The sequence below is a fragment of the Bacillus fonticola genome, assembly GCF_012955605.1.
Taxonomy (GTDB): Bacteria; Bacillota; Bacilli; order Bacillales; family JC228; genus Bacillus_CG; species Bacillus_CG fonticola.
Window position 1 is genome coordinate 385,704 of record NZ_CP052135.1, and the last position, 22,626, is coordinate 408,329.

A 22,626-nucleotide genomic window follows, 5' to 3' on the forward strand; every position below is an offset into this window, starting at 1 on the left:
TTTTGTAGTAAAATAGGAAAAAGGACATATAGGCAGTGTGTATCAACTTAATTTCTAGTCTCGCTTTTGCTAAAAGAGGGAGAGTTGAGAGGGATGAAGCAGTTTTGAGAACTCGCTATGTTTCTACTTTGATGTTTGTTCTATTCTGCTTTTTCATCTTCTTTGATGAGAGTCACGCTTTATCTTCTCTTCAACTAAACGAGGGGCAGGAAGAATACGACCTAAATCCCTACATAGACATTTTAGTAGATCAAAAGAACCAGTTCACCATTGAGGATGTTGCAGAAGGTCAGTACGATGAACAATTTACACAGAGTACGGGTGGCATCCCGAACTTTGGCTACACTTCTGCGGATTATTGGGTGCGCTTTCATCTAGAAAATGCATCTTCACTCGAATCATGGCTTCTTGAAATTCCCTATCCGCCCCACGACTACATCACTTTATATACCCCGGATGATACAGGGGATTTTATGGGTAGAAAAATGGGTGATCTCTTTCCTTTTACCGAAAGAGATAGGGATCATAGAAATTTCATTTACGAATTATCCCTTGAGAAGGGGCAGAGCCAGACCTTTTATATGAAGTTTGAGAGTGAAGGATCCATGCAGCTACCCCTCACCTTGTGGTCACCGGAAGCCTTCTCCCAAAAAAGCCAGAATGAATATTTGCTTCTAGGACTCTATTACGGAATTGCTGCTGTCATGATTTTGTACAACTTGTTTTTATTTTTCTCACTTCGTTTGCGCAGCTATGTATGGTACACGCTCTTTATTTTGATGCTTGTTTTTGTCCATTTTACGTTGAATGGGCTCGCGTACCAGTATATGTGGCCGAATAGTCCGTGGTGGAACAACCGGGCGATTGTCTTTTTTATGGCGATCGCAAATGCTGCGGCGTTTTTATTTACAAAGAGCTTTCTACACACAAAGTCCTATACTCCGCGACTAGACCGACTGTTTTCGTGGTTCATTGCCATTCAACTTATCCAAGTTATGGTTCTAGCGTTCAGTTACGAAACGGCATTAAATCTCGTTATGATCTCGACAGTTATTTTGGTGTTTACAGTCATATTTGCTGCCCTTTCATGTTGGAAGCAGGGATACAAACCGGCCAGATACTTTTTCTTCGGATGGGTGATCTTTTTGGTGGGCGTATTACTGTCGTCTTTGGCGGATGCGGGTATGTTTCCTGTTACGTTTTTTACAAAATACGCCTCCCAAATAGGTTCATCTTTCGAACTCATTCTGTTTTCACTTGCACTGGGTGACAAAATTAAGCTCATGCGTCTAGAGAAAGAGGAAGCGGAGAGAAAAGCTAAAGAGAGCCAGGAGATAGCTGTACAGCATTTACAGAAAACGAACCAATTGAAGGATGAGTTTCTTGCCAATACTTCGCACGAACTCCGCACACCTTTGCATGGAATAATTGGGATCGCTGAATCAATATATAACGGGGTTGCAGGGGAAGCAAATGATTCGATGAAAAGAAATGTATCTATGATCATCACTAGTGGGAGGCGACTGGCACACTTAGTAAACGATTTATTAGATTTCTCAAAGTTAAAACACAAGGAAATTGATTTGATCGTGAAGCCGGTTCATATGAAAGAGATAGCGGATGTGGTCATGTTTACTGTCAAATCACTCACGCGTCAAAAACCGATTCAACTCATCAACAACATCCCTTCTGACCTTCCAGTAGTGGCTGCAGATGAAAACAGGATTCAACAGGTTTTGTACAACATTGTAGGAAACGCAATGAAATTCACTGATGGAGGATTCATTAAGCTATCTTCCGTGGTGGGTGTTGACGACGTCCAGTTTACAGTAACAGACTCAGGGATCGGTATGTCTGATGATGATATCAAAGTAATTTTTAACGACTTTGAACAAGGATCGAATACTGGAGCTAGGCAGTACGGCGGAACTGGGTTAGGTATGAGTATTACAAAGCGACTCATCGAACTGCATGGGGGGACGATCACTGTCCAATCCAAGATCGGAAAAGGGACATCTGTAACCTTTTCTCTGCCTCGATATCAAGGTGAGCTACAACAGGTAAAATCAGTACCTACAATTTACAAAGAAGGGGAGAAGGATTTTTCCAGTTCGATAACACAACTAACATCACTCGAACAAACAAAAGGAAGAATTTTAATCGCTGATGATGAGCCTGTCAATAGACAAGTTTTACTGAACCAATTAACACTGGATGGGTATGAAGTGACGACTGCCCGCGACGGTGAAGAGGTGTTGGCGCTCGTTGATACTAAAGAGCCATTTGATCTCGTTATACTCGATGTCATGATGCCAAAGAAAACAGGATACGAGGTAAGCAAACTATTACGTGAACACTATTCATTAACAGAGCTGCCAATTCTGATCGTAACAGCCCGTATGCAAATCGAAGACGTTGTGATGGCATTTCAGGCGGGAGCAAACGACTATCTTTCAAAGCCCTGTCATAAAGAGGAATTAATCACGAGAGTAAAGACGTTGCTCACTTTAAAAGAGGCCATGAATTGTGTTGTAGAACAAAAAGAAGAATTGCGCCTCGTAAATGAAGAACTCACCAAATTGAACCAAGATCTTGAAACAAGGGTAAAGGATCGAACAGAGGCACTGGAGAGAAAAACAGAAACGGTGTTGAAATTGGAAGCATCAAGGCGAAATTTACTTTCGAACATATCGCATGAACTAGGAACACCGATGACGTCCATCCAAGGCTACGTGAAAGCGATGATGGATGGATTGATTCAACCTGATGATCGACGTTATTTGGATTTAGTTTACGGAAAGATTATGTTTATCGATCGGCTCATTCAAGATTTATACGATCTCTCGAAACTAGAGGCCAGACAAGTCAGCTTTCATTGGAGCGAGCTCACCATCCGGCAATTGATGATGCAACTTTTACATAAATTTGAGCTGGATGTAACGGGTCATGGTTTGAACTTCTCTTTGAAAAGTTCATTTTCCCATGAGTATGAGTTGATGGATACCGTCAAAGTGGATATAGACAGAATTCAGCAAGTGTTAACAAATTTGATTGCGAATGCGATCAGATACACACATGAGGATGGCGAGATTTCCATCGAATTGAAGGGAATTCACTCTTTGCCTGAACAAACTGATGAAGCTGCTTATGAGGAAGTGGCAGCGACGACAAGTACACAGCATTCCAAGCAAAATCGATTTATATTAGTTAGAGTACGCGATAACGGGGAAGGTATCGAACCAGACGAACTTCCTTTTATATTTGACCGCTTCTATCGTGGAGGACAAACACGAGGCGATCAAGTGAAAAATACAGGCCTCGGGCTCGCCATCTCGAAAGAAATTGTTGAATACCATAAAGGCTCGATCTGGGCAGAAAGTGTAGTAGATGAGGGGAGTTCATTTTACTTTACCCTTCCGTTGAAAAATGACCGACTAAGAACAAGTAAGAAGGGAGTGAAAGAGGTTGGGGAATGAAACAGTATTAATCGTTGAGGACGAAATAGAGATTCAAAACTTACTTGCTTTGTATTTAGAAAGAGACTTTCAAGTCGTGACAGCGAAGAACGGAAAAGAAGCATTGACACGGGTACAACAACAAGTACCAGATGCCATACTTTTAGACATTCTTCTTCCTGAAATGAATGGACTAGAAGTGTGCAGAAAAATTCGTGAGACGAACGAGAAGGTTCCGATCTTGTTTTTAAGCTGCAAAAGAGAATCCGAAGATAAAATTCACGGTTTAGAGCTTGGAGGCGACGATTACATTACAAAGCCTTTTGACCCGGGAGAAGTTCTGGCGAGGGTAAAGGCAATTTTACGACGCGTTAGTAGGAAGCCGGCTATAAAAACTGAACAAAACGATATACGTACTTTTGGTTCTCTTGAGATTGACTTCACTAGTTATACTGTGTGTGTTCACGGTGAATCAGTGAATTTGTATGCAAAAGAGATGCAGCTACTGCTTCATTTGGCGAAAAGACCGAATCAAGTGTTTAGCATCGAACAACTTTATAACCAAATTTGGGGGGAGGATCGTTTTGGTGACTTAAAAACAGTCATGGTTCATATTAGTAACTTGCGCAAGAAAATCGAACAAAATCCAGCAAAACCTGAGTATATTCTCACTGTAAGAGGCTTTGGTTATAAATTTAATCCTAGTTTTTAAAATTATTGTCGAACAAATTCCCCCTTTTTTTAAGCTAATTTTAACCTAACTTATTTAGTCTATAAATAGTGCGAGTGAGAGACAGTGGAAAGGCCGAATTATAGGGAATATAGCTCGGGGGGATAAGATGGAATTCGGTAAGCATATTCAGGAAGTTGACGAAGAGTGGGTTCAGTTGATGATGAGGGCTAGAGATATGGGAATTACTGTAGAAGAGATCCGGAAGTTTATTGGTCAGCAACCGAAAAGAATAAAATATTATCACCTTAAGGGGCATTTCCATCTGTACCGGAGGGGTTTGCGTGCGTGTATCGGTACGTCACGAGATCGTGTCGTTCTTTTGAATAAAGGTTGAACGTTCGCAGTAACTTCGGCATGTGCCAAAGTGGGAGCGTGCCTACAAAGATCGTTATCGTAACATTGCCATAATTATATTCACATTTATAATAGATAAAGTGAAAATTGTAGTCACATAAAAAGACACCCCTTTAGTAGAGAACGCTTTTCTCGCTAAAGGGGTTTTTGTTCTAGTACTCGACTATTTCTGCCACCTGAAACCTTCTTCTAGTAAGTATTGCTTCGCCTCATTGTAAGATGGGAAGGTGCCGTCCAAGTTCAAACCTGCATACACGTTCCACATATCGTCTTCGTGGAGAAGCACAAGGGCGTGATTCTCTTTGTTCACCCAGGTTTCTTCAATCGGTTCTTCGGTATCGGAAAGACTGTCGTCGTTTGTGACTGAAAGAGAAGCTATTGATTGTTGAACAACATTACGAAGCTCATCCTCGGAAAACTCTCGAATATTCACCATACCCTTATGATCTAAAGGGTAGCCCTCTATATATTCCGCATACACAAATCCATTTCCGTTTGGATGCAAGTGGTACACTACATTCTTCTTATCTGTAGCGCTTTCCTCAAAGTGAAAATTCACGCGCCCAAGCGACACATCCCTGCGCTGTAACTCAGGAAAAGATTCAATAATGGCAAGCTTCTGTTCAAAAGTAAGCATAATTCCTCCGGTAATATGTGGATTTTACTATTTGTCCAGTATACCATTATATAGGGAACAGGTACCACCCAGTATTTGTCGGTTTATGTCGAGAGCTATTCGACATAACTAGAAGGCACAAAAAGTAGGAGTTATGAAAAAGGCATACAAGCTTGCTAGAAACTATCATGCTAGCATTTCTCAAGTGAATGTTCGCTATCAAGATGAGGAGCAAAATGTACTTATTGCGAATTCGGAAGGCAAATTTGTTGAAAACCGGGATATGAGCGTTAATCCAGAGGAAGAAGGACTTTCTTACAAGAGTCCACAGATCTGGAATAGCCTGCTGTAACAGGAGTGATTGATAGAGATTCTTCTAAAAATGGAACGTACTGTTTTAATTGTTGGAGTAGTTCGTGCAACCCTTCTTCCCCCTTTAGTCATAAAAAGCACCTATACTGAGTTCTCGTTCTCCGCGCATTCAAAGCAGGTAAGCTGCCCACTTGCTTCATGGACTCCCGAGAAGAAACCATTTTCACAATAAAGATCGCACCCACACACACGGCAATTTCCTAACCATTCCTGCACACTGATCCCTCCCTAACCCTTTTCAGGAACTGGTACCCTTTTCGGGAACTGGCACCACCCGACATTTGTCAGTTTGTGTCGAAAGAATGGCGTTTCGACATAATTCGGGGCGTACCAGTTCCGGGTTTGCGCTTTCGTTACAGTCTATAGTTTACGTATCAACATCTTGATCTTGCGCAGCTAGCTTCTTTTTTTGCTTAAATAACGGAATAGCAAAGGATAAAAGAGCGACAATAAACAACGAGATGGAAATTGGGCTCTCGAAAAAGATTCTCCAGCTACCGTTTGAAATAGTAAGAGATTGTCGTAGTGACTGCTCCATCATGCCACCTAAAATAAAGGCAAGAATGAATGGCGGCGCTGGAAAAGAGAAGAGTCTCATCATGAATCCGATTACGCCGAATACTAACAATACATAAAGGTCAAATGTGTTAAAGCTAATCGTGTACACCCCAATAATACTAAACATAATCACCAGCGAAATGAGCATTGGTCTTGGAATCAGTAATACCTTCGCAATATACGGAACGAGTGGCAAATTCAAAATTAATAAAAACACGTTCCCGATATACATACTGGCGATAATCCCCCAGAAAATCTCTGGCTGATCTGTCATCAATAGAGGTCCTGGCTGAATCCCAAGTACTAAAAATGCTCCTAGAATGACGGCTGTTGTACCTGATCCCGGAATTCCTAAGCTTAATAACGGTACAAAGGCACCACTTGTGGCAGCATTATTAGCTGTCTCTGGAGCAGCAATCCCTTTGACTGATCCTTTTCCGAATTCTTCTGGGTTTTTTGCGATTTTTTTCTCTGTAATATACCCAATAAAAGAGGCAATTGTTGCACCGGCTCCTGGTAAAACGCCCAAAATAAAGCCTAGAAACGATTGTCTGCTCATAGGCCCTTTCATTTCCTTGAAGTCTTCTTTTGTAAGCTTTAAGCTTCCAATGTTAGCCTGATTCTCTAAGCTGCGGTCTTTCCGATTCAAAATCAAAAAGCAAACCTCGGCCAACGCAAACAACCCTAACGCGATGACTAGAAAGTCCAAACCATCTAATAATTGAGGACTGCCAAAGGTAAAGCGCGGTGTTCCAGTTTGACCGTCGATGCCAATCGTGACGACCATAAAGCCAACGACCGCTGACAATAAAGCTTTAATCGTGGAACCATCTGCTAAACTTGAGATGGCTGTGAGACCGAGTAGCATTAAAGCAAAATATTCTGTGGGACCAAATGCAACGGCAACAGCCGACAGTGCTGGAGCGAAAAGCATTAATAAAATGACACTAACGGTACCGCCTGTAAAGGAGGAAATCGCCGCGATTGCTAATGCCTTTCCAGCTTTCCCTTGTTGAGCCATTGGGTAACCATCAAATGCAGTGGCCACTGTACCCGAGACACCGGGTGCGTTTAATAGAATAGAAGAAGTCGAGCCTCCAAAAATGGCCCCATAATACACTCCGGCCATCATGACAAGCGCTAGTGTTGGATTCATACCATATGTGATCGGAATCATCACGGCAATCGCACTAATAGGTCCCAACCCTGGCATCATACCGATAAATGTTCCAGCCACAACCCCTATCAGTACAAATAGGATCCCTTCCCAGCTTAAGGCAACCTGAAAACCTTGTAATAATCCGCTAAAAGCATCCATATTTTTTCACTCCTTAAAAAGGCAAAATTCCCTGTGGTAATCGTATGAGAAGTAGGTAATTAAACATGTAGTACATGACACAAGGGAAGATGAGTGAAACGAGTGCATTTACTTTATGTTTTTTGTACCCTAAATACCATGAGCAAAAATAAATAAACAGAGCCGTTACCACAATAAATCCAAGTATTTCAAGAAAAAAAATATAAAGAAGAAGCATACCCCCAACAGCTAAAAGAACACGTATATCTTGTAATGGGATTTTTTCTTCCTCTTTATCAGATGTTTGTTTTTCCTTTACAAAAAACAGTGCAATTGAAAGTGCGATTAATATATATCCCAACGTCTTGGGTACAAAATCGGAGTCAACAGGAACATAGGGATATACTGGCAACTGGTAGCTTAAAAGAAGATAAACAATAGCCAAGATCAAGAGAAAAAGACTGGCTACACGATTTTTCGTCCATGTCATACGTCTCATCCTTTCAAAGAAGTGGGGCTGACTTTACTTTTCATTTGGTCAGCCCCTTATCTTTAGTTCTGTAGTAATCCAAGCTCATCTAGGATGGAGCTGATATCACCTTTTTGTTCCTCGATGAAGGCCTTATAATCTTCGCTGCCCATGTACATTTCGTCCCAACCATATTGGGCACGAATATTTGCAAACGCTTCTGATTCACTAACTTCTTTTAGTTTTTCTTCGTAAAATTTGATTTGGTCTTCCGTCATTTCCTTAGGTCCAAAGAAGCCCCGCCAGTTTACAAATGTGGCATCAATCCCCTGCTCAATGGCAGTAGGGAATTCTGACAATACTTCTCCTTCCAAACGCTCGGGAGCAGTAATACCTAACACTTTAATTTTTCCGGCTTTTACTTGTTCAACAGTTTCCGCAACACCTGTAGAGTACACTTGCACACTACCATTTAGAAGCTGTGTGAGTCCGCCTCCATCCGGTGCAGAAACATATTTTATATTTTTAATATCGACCCCAGCAGCTTTTGCAATTTGAATAAATTGAACATGATCCATACTTCCTGGTGAAGAGGTTCCGACGACAGTCACACTAGATGGATCCTCTTTCATAGCATCGAATAATTCATTAAGGTTATCCCATGGTGCATCCTCTCTCACTGCAAAAGCGGCGTAATCCGCGATCAAGTTAGCAAGTGGTGTGAAGTCTTCAGTTTCGTATTCTGACTGTCCACTTAATGGAACGAAAATGAGTGGTGGAGAAGAGACGAATATATTAGAAGGATTGTTCACGCTTTGAACGTACGCCCAACCAACAGCTCCACCGCCACCTGGTTTATTGATGACACCAACATTTTGTTCCAATATTTCTTCTTCATCCAACACTTTTGCTACCATCCTGGCTGTTGTATCCCAACCGCCACCAGCACCCGCTGGCGCAACAATTTCAACCTGCTTGGGTGGTGCCCATTCTCCATCTTCCCCTGTAGATGTAGATGAATTGGTTGATGAGCAACCGGCCAATGTAAGTACCAGTAGTAAAAATAGGACTAACCATTTCTTCATGTATCATGACCTCCCTTTCTTGTTTCATGTTAAGAAAAATTCTGTCAAATGTAACCGTTTTCAATATAACTTGCATTATGAGGATACTTTATATTTTGTTCATTTTGTTCATGGATGTGTTTTGCTGTCGAATAAATTATTTTCTTGGAAATAATTGATGGAAAATGGGGAAGGAGAAAGGATGTTTGTCGAATCACAAACAAACACTCTGCCGAGGAAAGGCAAAGTGTTTAAGGGTAGATTTATTCGGAAACTAGCACATATTTTCTTTCGGGTCTTCCGACGATTCCATACTCTACCTCTGCTTTCACGTGACCCACTTTTGTTAAGTATTCCAAATACCTTCTAGCAGTCGTTCGCGAAGCCCCCATCTTGACACCTAAATATTCAGCTGTTATCCCACCACCTTCATCTCCAATGATATGTTGAACTTTTTCTAAAGTCAGAGAATCAATTCCTTTTGGGAGCGATTCGACTGTCGAGGAGTTATGAGTCGTAAGTGCAGAACCCGGGAATAGTTGGTCTACTAGCTCTTGATCCACTTCATTTTCTACTTCCAACAAGTTTTTCTTTTTTTTGTAGGATTGTATGGCATCTATAAATTTCTCAATTTTTACTGGCTTTATAATATAATTTAGTACGCCATACTGTAGTGCTTTTTGAACCATCTTCTTATCTGTTGCTGCCGTGATCATAATAATATCAACTTGAGGATATTTTTCTCGAATTTGTTGTAGCAGGTCAACCCCCAACTCGTCTGGTAGGTAAACGTCTAGAAGAAGTAAGTCGACTGGAACAGTGTCTAGTAGCTGTAGAGTATCTTTAGCAGTCAAAGCTTTTCCCACTACGACAACCCCTTCAACTTTGTGTGAAAATTCCTCGTGAATCTGGGCTATTCTGAAGTCATCCTCCACAATTCCAACTCTAATCAAACGTCATCACCCCTCTTTTTAGGAATAAAAACAGAAAACGTTGTACCAGTTTCAGGCTCTGATTTCACTTCAACGAATCCATTTAGCTGATCGATCGTATCTTGTACAATGGCCAAACCAACTCCGCGATCTCCGTTTTTTGTAGAGAAGCCTTTTTCAAAAATGAGGTTGCGAATCTGTGAATTTATTCCGCTTCCGTTGTCGCTTATCTCTACTACAATATCCTCACCAATATCTGTTACGAAAAGCTGGACTTCTTTTGTTTTTGAATTTGTACTGACCGCATCAAAAGCGTTATCAATGATATTACCGACAACTGTGATGAGGTCTGATTTTGACAAGTGTGAAGGGATTTCTTGAAGCGTACTTTCTTCAGAGATAATAAAATCAATCTTTTTCTCTGAAGCGACGCTAACCTTCCCAAGTAGAATCGCTTGGAAGGTTGAATCTTGAATCTGATTAAAAATTACTTGGTTTTGAATTTCATATGTTTGTTTCTCGGTCTGTATTAAATCAATAGCTTCCTCAATTTTATTTAACTGGAGCAGTCCCGAAATTACGTGTAGTCTGTTGGTAAATTCATGCGTTTGAGCGCGCAGTTCATCGGAGTATTTTTTAACCTCTGATAATGTATGCAACATATTCTCCATCTCAGTTTTATCTCGAAAACTTGATACAACACCAATGACTCTATTATTCTCGTGTATCGGAATCCGATTCACGAGTAGGGTCATATTATGTATGTTCAGTTCTTGTCCTAATTGGGAGTCCCCTTGATCTAGGACTTCCATCATTCTGGTTCCGGGTATACATTCGGTGATCGCCCTATTTAACACGCGATCTGATAAGCGGAGCAGTTTTTTAGCTGAAGAATTAATCATAGTAATTCGACCATCTTGGTCAATCGCGATGATACCTTCATGAATAGATTCAAGAATCGCTTGTCTTTCTTGAAAAAGGAAAGAAATCTCGTGGGGTTCTAGACCTAGCATGTCTTTTCGAATATTACGTGCTAACAGAATACTTCCGATGATTCCCACGAGTAAGAGCGCAATAGACCAACGGCTTGTCTTTAGGATTCGATCATACACATTTTCTTTAATATCTTCGAGTAAAAAGCCGACTGAAACGATACCGATGATGTCGCCAGACTCATTGAAAATGGGGGCCTTTCCTCTCAATGATGGACCAAGTGTTCCCACTGCTTTTGACGTGTAGTACTCTCCGTTAAGAAGAGCAGGATCGTTATCTCCACCGACCATTTTTTTGCCGAGTTTCTGCTCATTAGGATGAGCATATCGAATGCTGTCTTTATTTCCAACTACGACAAATTCCGCGCCAATTTCTTCTTTTATTTTATTGGCGATCGGCTGAATCGTTTTCGCTGGATTAGGGTCAAGAAAGGCTTCACGGATACTGGGCATAAAGGAGACAGTCGTTGCTACCTGTAGCGCTAATTGTCCTGTGCTTTCCTCCGTTTGTCGGAATTCAATATAAGAATAAACGACGGTTAGGCTTAGAATGACGAACAGGAGAAGTGAAAGGACAAGACACGTAATTTTCGTTTGCATGGTGAACGTTCTATCAAATATCTTTTTTCGAGGCATGATGTACAAGCTCCTAATTATTCTCAAATATTCCTACTAATTAAACTAACAGAAATTGAAGGATCAGTAAAATAAGTTTTCGCACACCGGAAACCGGAACAACCCAGTACTTTTCAAATGGTGCGGAAGAGAGTGTAGCTATTTTGTCTGCTTAGGGAGCGCTTCTTAGGGAGCAGGTACCACCCGATATTTGTCGTTTGTGTCGACTGGGGTGACATAGATAAATTGCGCCCTTTTTTCGACATAGTTCGGGGCGTACCAGTTCCTAGACGTCTTCGACATAGTTCGGGGCGTACCAGTTCCTAGACGACTAGGCGTTAGAAGGGTATTGACGGATTTTTCAGTTTATATTAGCATTAACGTTAACGTAAAGGGGAAGGGGGAGTACAGGATGGCAACTACCTTAGGCTTGCCCATCTCGGAAGTGGCACAGTTGTTTGATGTTACGACGCGTACTATTCGCTATTACGAAGAGGTGGGGTTATTGTCGCCTGTCTATGATGAGAGCGGCGTTCGTCGGTTTCAGAAAAGAGACTTGGCACGGTTAAAGCTTATTCTGCGAGGGAAACGGTTGGGGTTCCGTCTTGCGGAGATTCGCGAAATGATTCTTTTGTTTAATGAAGATCGCACAGGACGTAAGCAGCTAGAACGCACGATTACATACGGAGAACAAAAAATCCAAGAGGTTGACGAGCGTATTGAGGAGCTGCATGCTTTGCGACACGATCTAATGGATTACAAAGAAAAGTTTCAGCAGAAATACCGTGCATTACAAGGAGAATCGGGAGACTGAACATAACAGGGGGGTTGAGAGGATGAATTTTGTAACTTGTCTTAGGCAGCATGCAACTAATTTTTCGTATCGGGATGCACTTATTGAAGGAGAAACACGGTTTACGTTTGGGCAGTGGAAGCAGACCAGTGAGCGATTCGCCGGTCATTTGCAGACGAAGGAGGTTCGAGAAGGCGATCGGGTTATTCTTCTTATGCTAAACGGTACTAACTTTGCGATTACGTACTTGGGCGTGTTGGCTATGGGAGGAGTTCCGGTACCAATTAACGCGCGATCAACGGCGAGTGACCTTGAATATATTTTGCAAGACACCCAGGCGAAATCATTGATAGTCGATGAGCGGCTCTTACCGATAGTAAGCGATGCCAAGATTCCTGATCGGGTATACAAGATTAAATCAGGCCTTGCACAAACGGGTTGGAATAGCCTATACGATATTTTGCAAGAACCGGTTCAGCTCAGACATGTTCATATCAACTCCCACCAAGAAGCTACTGTCCTCTACACATCAGGTACAACGGGTCGTCCAAAAGGCATTCGCTTTTCATACGAAGCCCTGCAAACAACAGCAGCAATGTTCGCGTTAGAATTTCAATTTACTAACACATCACGACTTCTACACCTTATGCCCCTTAGTCATTCAGCACCTTTGAATCTCGTATTTCACGCCGGTTTACTCACAGGCTCTACTCACGTGTTTGCACCAACTTTCACCCCAGAACTACTTTTACAACTCACAGCAAAGGAGAAGACGACTCATTTCTTTGGTGCTCCAATTGCCTACTTAGCGGCTATGCAGCACCCGGAGTTTTCCTCGTATGATCTGTCTTCGGCAAAGTATTGGATTTATGGTGGAGCGCCGCTATCGGGCGGTATGGCGAACCAAGTTGGAAGTGTGTTTAGCTTGGACAAATTAGTTTGTGTGTACGGTTTGTCGGAGGCGGGCCCGAGTGGGTCTTTATTGCGGCATAGTGAATTTCCTGATAAGGCAGGTAGTATTGGAAAGCGCGCTCCTTTGTTTACGGAGATTGAGCTCGTGCGAAATGACGGTGAGCTTTGTTCATCAGGTGAAGTTGGCGAAATTCGCTTACGTGGCGCTGGTTGCATGCTCGGATATTTACAGCGACCAGAGGAGACAGAAGAAACGATGCGCGATGGTTGGATCTACACAGGTGATCTCGCGAGACGTGATGACGACGGCTTCTACTGGATGGTGGATCGGAAAAAGGACATGATCATTTCCGGTGGTGTGAACATTTATCCGAAAGAGGTGGAGACAGTTCTGGAGCAGCATCCGGATATTCAAGAAATTGCTGTTGTCGGCGTCCCTCATGAGCAGTGGGGAGAGACAGTGAAAGCATGCATTGTGCCAAAGGAAGGGTCTAATGTGCCAACTGAAGAAGCCTGGTTGAAGGAAATGAAAGCGTTCTTATCTGGCAAGGTGGCAGATTATAAGGTCCCACGATTGGTTGATGTTCTAGACGTTTTACCACGGAATGCTAGTGGAAAATTGCTGAAGCACCTCTTACGTGAAGTACCACAAGCATAGGAAGAGGAGGGGGTCTTAGTGAGATCCATTCAACAGGAAATTGACAAAAAAACGTATGGTCCAAATATTCCAGAGCCAGCACAGTGGAAGGATTTCTATAGGGAAGATGACCACATTCAGGAAGTGGTTAAACGATATATTTCAGATGAGTGGCGCAATCAAGCTGAAAGAGAGCTAACTTTTTTCGGGAAGACAGTCGCACAGTCGATCGACTCTCGTGCTGCTTTCACAGACGGCGAAGGAAAACCGAAGCTCCGCAGGTTTGACCGCTTGGGACAGGATATTTCTAAGGTAGAGACGAACCTTGGCTATCAACAAACAATAAAAGAAACATACGAGTCTGGGATAGTTGGGTATTTGTATCATGGGATTGATGATGTGCCACGACAAGTACCGTACATGTTCTCCTTTTTGCAAGGGTATCTGTTAAGTCAGAGTGAGCCCGGTGTGTATTGTCCGGTGACTTTGACGTTGTCGGCAGCCCACCTCGTGTCTCGGTTTGGTTCAGATGAGTTAAAGGAGCGTTATTTGACTGGGTTGACTGCACTTTCTGCTGATCACCTGTACGAGGGGGCGACATGGCTAACGGAGCGACAAGGTGGCTCTGATGTAGGGGCGAACGAGACGGTGGCAGAACCAGTTGCTGAGCGTGAAGGTGTGTACAAACTCACTGGTGAGAAATTTTTTGCCAGTAACGCAGGAGCGATGGTGGCGACTGTATTAGCGCGCGTCGACCTTGAAAAGCGTGGCACTCGTGGTTTAGCACTCTTTCTCGTTCCATGGACTAAACCTGACGGAGAACGAAACACAATTTCTATCAGACGATTAAAGGAAAAGCTCGGTGTGAATGCAGTTCCGTCAGCCGAAGTGTTGCTGGATGGTGCAGAAGGTTACTTGATCGGTGACGTAGACAAAGGGTTTAAATACATGGCTGAGGCCCTGAATATCTCCCGAATTTGCAATGCAATCGCCGCGGTGGGGATTATGAAACGGGCGGTAAAAGAGGCGCAGCACTATACAGATAATCGCAAAGCTTTTGGTCAAGCAATTCAACAATATCCGATGGTGAAGCAAACACTTGCCCGGATGGCGATGGAAACAGAGGTGAATATTGATGCCCTGTTCGAAGTGATAGACTGGTTCGACCAAACGTTGAACGGTCAAGGTGATGGAGAGAAGGCTATACTGTCGCGAATGATGATTTCTCTACTAAAATATCGAACTGGGGAGGTCGTGAAAGGTGTCACCCACGATGCCATTGAGCTTCACGGTGGCAATGGATTTATTGAAGAATATGTGACTCCGCGCTTACTGCGGGATGCTCAAGTGTTATCGGTTTGGGAAGGGACAGCTAACGTATTAGGACTAGATTTGCTACGAATGATGAAAAAGGAACAAGCGCATGAAGTTTTTGTCGGGTTTATGAGGCGAGAGCTCCACACCCTCACACATCCGAACGCAACTGAAACTGTGGTACTTCTGAAGAGAAAAACGGATGAAATCGAACAATTTGCCCAAGGTATTTTGCAGGCGGACGAACCTCAACAAACCTATTATGTTAAACAGCTAGCAGATCGTATGGTTGACACATTTCAATTGTTAGTCTCTTTGCAAGTAGCACAACAGGAGGGTGCTACAGGTCAACAACGTAAATTTGTGGTGGCAGATCTATTTAGAGAAGTACATTTTCCTGCAATTACTGAGGTGCCGAACCTTAACAAAATGCCTATCGAAGTGGAATTCTTTGAGAGTATATTGCGAAAAAAATAATAGAGAATAAGCGGCTTCTCGCCTCTGTGAGGAGCTCTTTTTAAGCAATTGAAGGTGGGGACATGGTGAAAGAGTACCTAATCGAGAAGCAGTAAAAATGAATCTTTAAAAAAAAGTGTTGACGCACGAGGTAAATGATTGTAAAGTTGGATTCATCGTAAAAGTAGCAAGCACATATCGAATACTTTCTTATCAAGAGAGGTGGAGGGTCTGGCCCTTTGATACCTCGGCAGCGGACTTTTTAAGTACTGTGCCAATTCCAGCAAGCCGACTAGGCTTGGGAGATAAGAAGAGGACCTAACTGGTGAACGAACCTCTTCTTTGTGGAAAAGAAGTGGTTTTTCTTTTTGTCATAAACCTAAGTGAGTCAAAGTATGCTACGAACAGAGCGGTAAGGGTGAAGGAGTGTTGTTTTTATTCTGAGTAACCCTACCCGAAAACTAAATAATATTTCTTATCTAGAGAGGTAGAGGGACTGGCCCAATGACGCCTCGGCAGCAGACTGTTTTTTAGTACTGTGCCAATTCCAGCAAGCGTACTGCAACGCTTGAGAGATAAGAAGGGTATGTAGCCGATCCATGTGGCCCTCTTCTTTCTCGTGAAAAGAAGAGGGTCTTTTATTTTTTTACAAAGGTAAAGGAGGAAGTCGATGATTCAATTTGCTGGTGTTACAAAGGTGTATGAGAGCGGGGGGCAAAAGGTGACCGCGCTTAACGGAATTGATTTGGATATTCAGAAGGGGGAGATATTCGGTGTCATTGGTTTTAGCGGAGCAGGTAAGAGCTCACTCATTCGCTGTGTAAATTTGCTAGAGAGACCTACATCAGGTCAAGTCCTCATTAACGGGCAAGATTTACTTGCATTATCCAAAAAAGAAGTCAGGGAAGTGAAAAGAAATATTGGAATGGTGTTTCAGCACTTTAACTTATTGAATTCTAAGACGGTGTTTCATAATGTCGCGATGCCTTTGAAGTTAGCGAAGGTTCCGAAAGAGGAGATCGTCACTAGGGTCAAGGAGTTGCTCGATTTTGTCGGGTTGACTGATAAAGCGGATTACTACCCTGATCAGCTTTCTGGGGGGCAGAAGCAAAGAGTCGGGATCGCTCGAGCGCTCGCTACGAAACCATCCATTTTGCTATGTGATGAGGCGACGTCAGCTTTAGACCCACAGACAACGAAATCGATCCTCCAGTTGCTCAAAAAGATTAACGAGGAATACAAAATTACGATTCTTATTATTACGCATGAGATGGGTGTGATTCGTGAGATTTGCGATCGAGTCGCGGTTATTGAAAGCGGAAAAATTATCGAAAGTGATTCTGTTTTCAATGTGTTTTCCAGCCCGAAAACAGAAACGGCGCGTAATTTCGTGAGTGCGGTCATGAATGATGAGATTCCCGACTCGATTAAGGATTTAGTCAATAAAAAGACGACAGATTCGCGCATTTATCGGGTGAACTTTGTCGGGGAATCTGCGGGGAGACCCCTACTTTCCCAAGTCGCGAAGAAGTTTCCAGTCGATGTGAATGTGTTATTTGGCAATATCACTGAGTTACAAGGTGTCCCTTTTGGAAACTTGATTGTGGAGTTTCAAGGAAGTGAAGCAGACATTCAACGCGCACTCATGTTCATTCATCAAGAGCAAGTCGCTGTAAAGGAGGTAACGAGTTATGCTAGTTGATCAAGAACAAATCTGGGAGGCGCTCGTCGAGACGATTTCCATGGTTTCATTCTCTCTTCTCTTTTCTGTTGTTATCGGGTTACCTTTAGGAATTTTGCTTGTGGTGACGAGGAAAGGACACCTATTAGAGAACGCAATCGTGTTCAAAGTGCTAAATGGGACCGTTAATATTTTCAGGTCTGTCCCGTTTATCATTCTGATGGTGGCCATCATCCCAGTGACCCGTCTTATTGTGGGGACCTCGATTGGAACCGCCGCTGCTGTCGTACCGCTCGTGTTCTATGCAGGACCGTATATTGCTAGACTAATAGAAAATTCCTTGCTGGAGGTTGACCCAGGAGTCGTTGAAGCGGCTGAAGCAATGGGAGCAACACCCGGACAAATCATTCTCCGCTTCCTTATTCCAGAAGCGTTGAGCTCATTAGTTTTGGCGATTACGATTGCGACGATCGGACTCGTCGGTGCATCTGCCATGGCCGGGGCTGTTGGTGGCGGAGGTTTAGGGGATTTGGCCATTACATATGGATATCAACGTTTTGATACGGTGGTCATGCTTATTACAGTTGGGATTTTGGTCGTACTTGTACAAGGGCTACAAACATTTGGAAACATCACAGCAAAGTCAATCCGGAGAAGATAAGAGGAGGATTCATCATGAAAAAATTACTATCTATCGTACTATTAACACTTGTCGCTTTGCTTTCCGCGTGCTCCAGTGAGTCTGCGAGCAGTGAAGATGGAGAAGTGACCATTAAACTTGGGGTCAGTGGATCGGATGACCGCATTTGGAACTTTATAGCGGATAAGGCAAAGGAGGAAGGAATTAACATTGAAGTCGTCAGCTTTTCTGATTACGTACAACCAAACATTGCCTTGGCAGAAGGTGATTTGGATGCAAATGCCTTTCAAACCGTTTCTTATTTTGATGCATTTATTGAAGAACGCGGTTTAGATTTGACTCCGATCGCAACTACTGTCATTGCGCCGATGGGTCTTTATTCAGATAAGTACGCATCTGTAGACGAGATTCCAGAGGGCGGGAAAATTGCTGTACCAAATGAAGCCACTAATATGGGGCGGGCATTCTTGCTTTTGCAGGAGGCAGGGTTACTTACTTTGCCTGAGGACTTTGATGGAAACGGGTCTCTAGACAAAATTGTGGAGAATCCTAAGAATTTAGAGATCGTTCCAGTCGTTGCGGGCCAAACGCCACGCGTCATGCCGGATGTAGCAGCATCCATTATTAACAACGGAATTGCTGTGGATGCAGGATTAAGTCCAGTGGATGATACTATTTTCCGTGAAAGTGAGACGGCGACACCGTATATCAACATCATTGCGGTTCGAACAGAGGATAAAAACCGAGAAGAACTCCTAAAGATTGCAGAGCTATACCAAGAAGATGATGTGGCGCAATTTATTGAAGAAGAGTATGACGGCGCTATGATTCCTACGTTTGTTCCACTAAGTAATATTGGATGGTAGAAAAGGGGGATTTGTGATGACGGTAGTAGCGAGTGAATTAACAAAGTGGAGTCAAAAGATTACTGAAACAGTGGATGCGAATAAGGACTTGTATATCGCAACAAGTCATGACATCCATGACCACCCTGAAATCGGGAACGAGGAGCACTATGCATCTGGATTGCTGACAGAAATTCTTGAAAAGGAAAACTTTAGCGTAGAGAGGGCTGTTGCTGGGCATGAAACATCATTTCTAGCTAGAAAAACGTCGAGCAAGCCGGGTCCTGTTATTGGATTTTTAGCAGAATACGATGCGCTACCTAGTATTGGGCACGCGTGTGGTCATAATATTATCGGAACGCTTAGTGTAGCGGCGGCTATAGCGTTGAGCAAAGTAATAGAAGAAACGGGCGGGGAACTCGTTGTGTTTGGTACACCTGCTGAAGAAGGTGGACCTAACGGCAGTGCTAAGGGAAGTTTTGTGAAACACGGATTACTCGAAGGTGTCGATGCTTGTATGATGATCCATCCGAGCGGGAAAACCAGTTTGACAGGCTCTTCGTTAGCAGTGGATCCGTTAGATTTCGAGTTTATCGGAAAACCATCTCATGCAGCGGCGTCGCCACATGAAGGAATCAATGCACTTGATGCAGTCATTCAATTGTTTAACGGAATTAACGCACTTCGCCAACAGCTAACTGATGACGTGCGAATTCACGGGATTATCACTCATGGTGGAGACGCGCCTAATATTATCCCCGAATACGCAAAAGCTAGATTCTTCATCCGTGCGCAAACAAGAAGTGCATTAAACACCGTAACGCAAAAGGTGAAAGCAATAGCAGAAGGAGCGGCCCTTGCAACGGGAGCTGAGCTTAATGTGATTGCCTTTCAAAACGAAGTTGATAACCTGCTTATAAATAATGAATTTAATCAATTGTTTAAAGAAGTCATTGAGCAGTTCGGCGAGCTAGTACACGATGAAAAAACAGGGCTAGGCTCTACAGATGCAGGGAACATCAGTCAAGTGGTCCCTACGATCCACCCTTACATTAAAATTGGACCAGATGATCTCGTGGCACACACCGAAGATTTCAAAACAGCAGCACGCTCCCCACTAGGCGACGAAGCCTTACTAAAAGGAGCGAAAGCGCTAGCTGTAACAGGGTTGCGTCTACTCACAGACACGACCCTCCTAACTAACATCCAAGAGGAATTTGCTAAGAACGAATCTGAAAACTGACCCAGGAACTTGTGTCGTTACGGGAACTGGTACCACCCGATATATGTCACTTTTTGTCGATCAGAGTGTAACTAAGGTTATTGAAGTCTAACCATGAGATTCGACAAAATTCGGGGCGTACCAGTTCCGTGATTCTATCCACAGAAAATAAAAAGAAGAGGTGCGGCAACACCTCTTCGAAGATGAAAAAAGGCGATCACCCTCTAGGGAAAGGATGAAAGGCTAAATTCGCGATGTCCTGTCGCAAACGCCTTTATGACCCACGTTCTGTGGGCCCGGACGCACCTCATTTTCAGTAGTCAATTTTATCATGGGCAAGTGCGTTCGTCTACTACACAAAAGGAGACGATGACGAACAATGGGAACACTTCAATTTGCTTACTGGGTACCAAATGTCAGTGGAGGGCTTGTCGTATCCAAGCTTCCGCAAAGAACGGATTGGAATTATGAGGCTAACAAAAGATATGCGCTGATCGCGGAGAAGGCAGGGTATGATTACGCTTTGCTACAAACGCGTTTTTTTGCAAGCTATGGAGCGGAAAATCAACTCGAGGCGATCACACTTGCTTCTGCACTGGCGTCGATTACAAACAAATTAAAGCTCATTTCTGCGGTTCATCCGGGGCTATGGCATCCCGGTGTGTATGCGAAAATGCTAGCTACTCTTGATCAAATTAGTGGTGGGCGTGCGGCGGTAAACGTGGTCAGTGGCTGGTTTAAACAAGAGTTCACTGGATACGGAGAGCCTTGGTTGGAGCATGACGAAAGATATCGCCGTTCTGAGGAGTTTATTCAAGTACTGCGGTCAATGTGGTCACAGGAAGAGACGACCTTCAAAGGTGATTTTTACCGCATGAACGAAGCTCCACTGAAGCCAAAACCAGTGCAGGGTGGACAGCTACCGATCTTCCAAGGTGGAAATTCTGCGGCGGCTAAGCAAATGGCTGCTCGTGTTTCTGACTATTATTTTATGAACGGCAATACGCTCGAAGGGTTTAAGAAACAAATAGATGAGGTAAGGGAACTCGCTGCTAAAGAAGGTCGGAAGGTGAAATTTGCAGTCAATGGGTTTGCGATCATTCGCGATACGGAAAAGGAAGCCGTGCAGTTGCTACGAGATATTGTTGCTCACGCAGATGTAGACGCGGTGAAAGGCTTCCGTGATGCTGTCAAGCAAGCAGGTCAATCAACACAAAGCAAAGAAGGCATGTGGGCAAACTCGAGTTTTGAGGATCTTGTACAATATAATGACGGTTTTAAAACGGGTCTTATCGGTACTGCTGAACAGGTGGCAACCCGAATTATTGAGTTGAAGAAAATCGGCGTCGATCTTGTGTTAACGGGACACTTTCATTACGAAGAGGATTTACAACGATTTGGGGAAGAGGTCATTCCGCTCGTGAAGCAAAAAGAACTGAAATTACTAGAGAGTAGCGTGACTGTATGAAGCTAGTGGGTATCTCAGGTAGTTTGTCCTTGTCCAAACGATCAAAGACACTAACAGCGGTTGAGAAAGCAGTCGGTTTTGTAAGGAAAGACCCCGCTGTAGACGCTGAGATTATTAACCTCAGCGATTACGATGTACAGTTTTGCGACGGCAGAGATCCTTTCCTATATGAAGGAGACACAAAAACAGTCATAGATAAGATCGTGAGTGCAGACGCTTTTATTATCGGCACCCCGATTTATCGAGGATCTCTTACAGGAGCACTGAAAAACGTTTTTGACTTGATTCCAAATGATTCTTTGCGCGGGAAAGTAATCGGATTTGTCGCTACGGGAGGGACATACCACCATTACTTAGCGATCGAGCACCAGTTGAATCCAATCGCCAGCTACTTTAGGGCTCACGTCGTTCCGGGTGGCGTGTATGCACACAATGACCATTATGAGAGTGGGAGTTTGACAGACGAAGCTATTCTTCAGAGATTGAAAACTCTAGGAGAATCTGTCGTTTCCTTGCAGAGAAGGTTAAGTGGGGAAGCTATCGTGACAGCTTTTCCGGAGATTCCGAGGACATAGTTGAAGGTGGCATTCCTAATACAGGGAATGCCACCATTTTTTACATTTAACCGAGAATGGGCAGTATACTACCGAGTTTAGCGTTTAGTGAAGCAGCCCCTACCATATATATCCACGCACAAAACGTAGCGTAAAACAGCTTTTAAGGTATAATAAAGGGACTAGAGAACTCTTAGTAACTAGACCTTTTCGTCCGTAAACGTAATGGGAGGTGGAGTCGTGAACTCTACGCAACTGTGTCCAAAGTTTGAGGAAGCCTTTGAACTGTTAGGGAAACGCTGGGTTGGCGTCATTATTCGCGTATTAGAGAAAGGCCCAAGTAGATTCAATGTGATTGCAGAGCAGATCCCCCATATTAGTAAAAAGATGTTAACTGAACGTCTGAAGTATTTAGAGGAACAAGGGATGGTCGTCCGTGAAGTGTTTCCAGAGACGCCTGTCCGTATTGAATATCGATTGACTCAGAAAGGATCGGCGATTACTAGTGCCCTTGCTGAGGTGCAAAAATGGGCAGATGATTGGGTTCATGTTTAATGTGTAATGAAAGCGTTTCTAACCTAGATGTCGCGCGGATTATGCGATAGCTAGGTTATTTTCTTTTTTCGAATAAACCGAAAAAGTTATAA

19 protein-coding genes, 1 pseudogene and 2 riboswitches are annotated in these 22,626 nt (G+C 43.3%); of the genes and pseudogenes, 14 read left to right on the forward strand and 6 right to left on the reverse strand.

The features are described 5' to 3' along the window. Nucleotides 1-131 precede the first annotated feature (131 nt). The 3 genes from HHK01_RS01885 (at nucleotide 132) to HHK01_RS01895 (ending at nucleotide 4,522) form a co-directional block, all read left to right on the forward strand. Nucleotides 132-3,476: an ATP-binding protein gene (locus HHK01_RS01885; protein ID WP_228027619.1), complete on the forward strand. Its 3,345-nt coding sequence runs from the start codon at nucleotides 132-134 to the stop codon at nucleotides 3,474-3,476. Next, a complete protein-coding gene (locus tag HHK01_RS01890) occupies nucleotides 3,466-4,167 on the forward strand; it encodes a response regulator transcription factor (RefSeq protein ID WP_170006176.1) in 702 nt (233 codons plus the stop codon). Before HHK01_RS01885 ends, HHK01_RS01890 begins: the two co-directional genes overlap by 11 nt. Nucleotides 4,168-4,294: 127 nt before the next feature. After that, nucleotides 4,295-4,522 carry an anti-repressor SinI family protein gene (locus HHK01_RS01895; RefSeq protein ID WP_170006177.1) on the forward strand — a complete coding sequence of 76 codons (228 nt, stop codon included), beginning with the start codon at nucleotides 4,295-4,297 and terminating at the stop codon, nucleotides 4,520-4,522. A gap of 183 nt (nucleotides 4,523-4,705) precedes the next feature. On the opposite strand, the gene HHK01_RS01900 is transcribed toward HHK01_RS01895, so the two are convergent. Beyond that, complete coding sequence (locus HHK01_RS01900; protein WP_170006178.1) at nucleotides 4,706-5,179, reverse strand: hypothetical protein; 474 nt, start codon at nucleotides 5,177-5,179, stop codon at nucleotides 4,706-4,708. A gap of 127 nt (nucleotides 5,180-5,306) precedes the next feature. Between HHK01_RS01900 and HHK01_RS01905 the strand changes: the two are divergent. Further along, a pseudogene (locus HHK01_RS01905) lies at nucleotides 5,307-5,510 on the forward strand (hypothetical protein); the annotation flags it as partial. 387 nt (nucleotides 5,511-5,897) lie between these two features. On the opposite strand, the gene HHK01_RS01910 reads toward HHK01_RS01905, so the two are convergent. From HHK01_RS01910 to HHK01_RS01930, 5 genes are all read right to left on the reverse strand, one after another. Continuing rightward, a complete protein-coding gene (locus tag HHK01_RS01910; RefSeq protein WP_170006180.1) occupies nucleotides 5,898-7,406 on the reverse strand; it encodes a tripartite tricarboxylate transporter permease in 1,509 nt (502 codons plus the stop codon). A gap of 13 nt (nucleotides 7,407-7,419) precedes the next feature. After that, the gene (locus tag HHK01_RS01915) at nucleotides 7,420-7,875 is read right to left on the reverse strand and encodes a tripartite tricarboxylate transporter TctB family protein (RefSeq protein WP_170006181.1); all 456 of its coding nucleotides are present in this window, start codon (nucleotides 7,873-7,875) and stop codon (nucleotides 7,420-7,422) included. Between the two features lie 62 nt (nucleotides 7,876-7,937). Next, nucleotides 7,938-8,939, reverse strand: a complete 1,002-nt coding sequence (locus HHK01_RS01920) for a tripartite tricarboxylate transporter substrate binding protein (RefSeq protein WP_170006182.1) — start codon at nucleotides 8,937-8,939, stop codon at nucleotides 7,938-7,940. A 242-nt stretch (nucleotides 8,940-9,181) separates the two neighbouring features. Further along, nucleotides 9,182-9,871 (reverse strand): response regulator, encoded by a 690-nt coding sequence (locus tag HHK01_RS01925; RefSeq protein WP_170006183.1) that lies wholly within the window; start codon nucleotides 9,869-9,871, stop codon nucleotides 9,182-9,184. Further along, nucleotides 9,868-11,478, reverse strand: a complete 1,611-nt coding sequence (locus tag HHK01_RS01930) for an ATP-binding protein (protein ID WP_170006184.1) — start codon at nucleotides 11,476-11,478, stop codon at nucleotides 9,868-9,870. Before HHK01_RS01930 ends, HHK01_RS01925 begins: the two co-directional genes overlap by 4 nt. Before the next feature lie 391 nt (nucleotides 11,479-11,869). Here HHK01_RS01930 and HHK01_RS01935 point away from each other — a divergent pair, with 391 nt between their 5' ends. From HHK01_RS01935 to HHK01_RS01980, 10 genes are all read left to right on the forward strand, one after another. Beyond that, nucleotides 11,870-12,271, forward strand: coding sequence for a MerR family DNA-binding protein (locus HHK01_RS01935; protein ID WP_170006185.1), 402 nt, complete (start codon nucleotides 11,870-11,872; stop codon nucleotides 12,269-12,271). A 22-nt stretch (nucleotides 12,272-12,293) separates the two neighbouring features. Beyond that, nucleotides 12,294-13,820 carry a class I adenylate-forming enzyme family protein gene (locus tag HHK01_RS01940; protein WP_170006186.1) on the forward strand — a complete coding sequence of 509 codons (1,527 nt, stop codon included), beginning with the start codon at nucleotides 12,294-12,296 and terminating at the stop codon, nucleotides 13,818-13,820. A gap of 18 nt (nucleotides 13,821-13,838) precedes the next feature. Beyond that, nucleotides 13,839-15,590, forward strand: a complete 1,752-nt coding sequence (locus HHK01_RS01945; protein WP_170006187.1) for an acyl-CoA dehydrogenase family protein — start codon at nucleotides 13,839-13,841, stop codon at nucleotides 15,588-15,590. A 186-nt stretch (nucleotides 15,591-15,776) separates the two neighbouring features. After that, nucleotides 15,777-15,881: riboswitch (SAM riboswitch) on the forward strand. Nucleotides 15,882-16,041: 160 nt separating this feature from the next. Next, a riboswitch (SAM riboswitch) is annotated at nucleotides 16,042-16,151 on the forward strand. An 88-nt stretch (nucleotides 16,152-16,239) separates the two neighbouring features. After that, the gene (locus HHK01_RS01950; protein WP_170006188.1) at nucleotides 16,240-17,271 is read left to right on the forward strand and encodes a methionine ABC transporter ATP-binding protein; all 1,032 of its coding nucleotides are present in this window, start codon (nucleotides 16,240-16,242) and stop codon (nucleotides 17,269-17,271) included. Beyond that, nucleotides 17,261-17,911 carry a methionine ABC transporter permease gene (locus HHK01_RS01955; RefSeq protein ID WP_170006189.1) on the forward strand — a complete coding sequence of 217 codons (651 nt, stop codon included), beginning with the start codon at nucleotides 17,261-17,263 and terminating at the stop codon, nucleotides 17,909-17,911. The genes HHK01_RS01950 and HHK01_RS01955 overlap by 11 nt, the downstream gene beginning before the upstream one ends. 14 nt (nucleotides 17,912-17,925) lie before the next feature. Beyond that, nucleotides 17,926-18,756, forward strand: coding sequence for a MetQ/NlpA family ABC transporter substrate-binding protein (locus tag HHK01_RS01960; RefSeq protein WP_170006190.1), 831 nt, complete (start codon nucleotides 17,926-17,928; stop codon nucleotides 18,754-18,756). A gap of 16 nt (nucleotides 18,757-18,772) precedes the next feature. Continuing rightward, complete coding sequence (locus tag HHK01_RS01965) at nucleotides 18,773-19,978, forward strand: M20 family metallopeptidase (RefSeq protein WP_170006191.1); 1,206 nt, start codon at nucleotides 18,773-18,775, stop codon at nucleotides 19,976-19,978. Nucleotides 19,979-20,336: 358 nt separating this feature from the next. Then, nucleotides 20,337-21,425, forward strand: a complete 1,089-nt coding sequence (sfnG, locus tag HHK01_RS01970) for a dimethylsulfone monooxygenase SfnG (RefSeq protein ID WP_170006192.1) — start codon at nucleotides 20,337-20,339, stop codon at nucleotides 21,423-21,425. Next, nucleotides 21,422-22,000 carry an NADPH-dependent FMN reductase gene (locus tag HHK01_RS01975; protein ID WP_170006193.1) on the forward strand — a complete coding sequence of 193 codons (579 nt, stop codon included), beginning with the start codon at nucleotides 21,422-21,424 and terminating at the stop codon, nucleotides 21,998-22,000. Before sfnG ends, HHK01_RS01975 begins: the two co-directional genes overlap by 4 nt. Nucleotides 22,001-22,219: 219 nt before the next feature. Beyond that, nucleotides 22,220-22,534, forward strand: a complete 315-nt coding sequence (locus tag HHK01_RS01980; RefSeq protein ID WP_407646922.1) for a winged helix-turn-helix transcriptional regulator — start codon at nucleotides 22,220-22,222, stop codon at nucleotides 22,532-22,534. The last annotated feature ends 92 nt before the right edge of the window (nucleotides 22,535-22,626 follow it).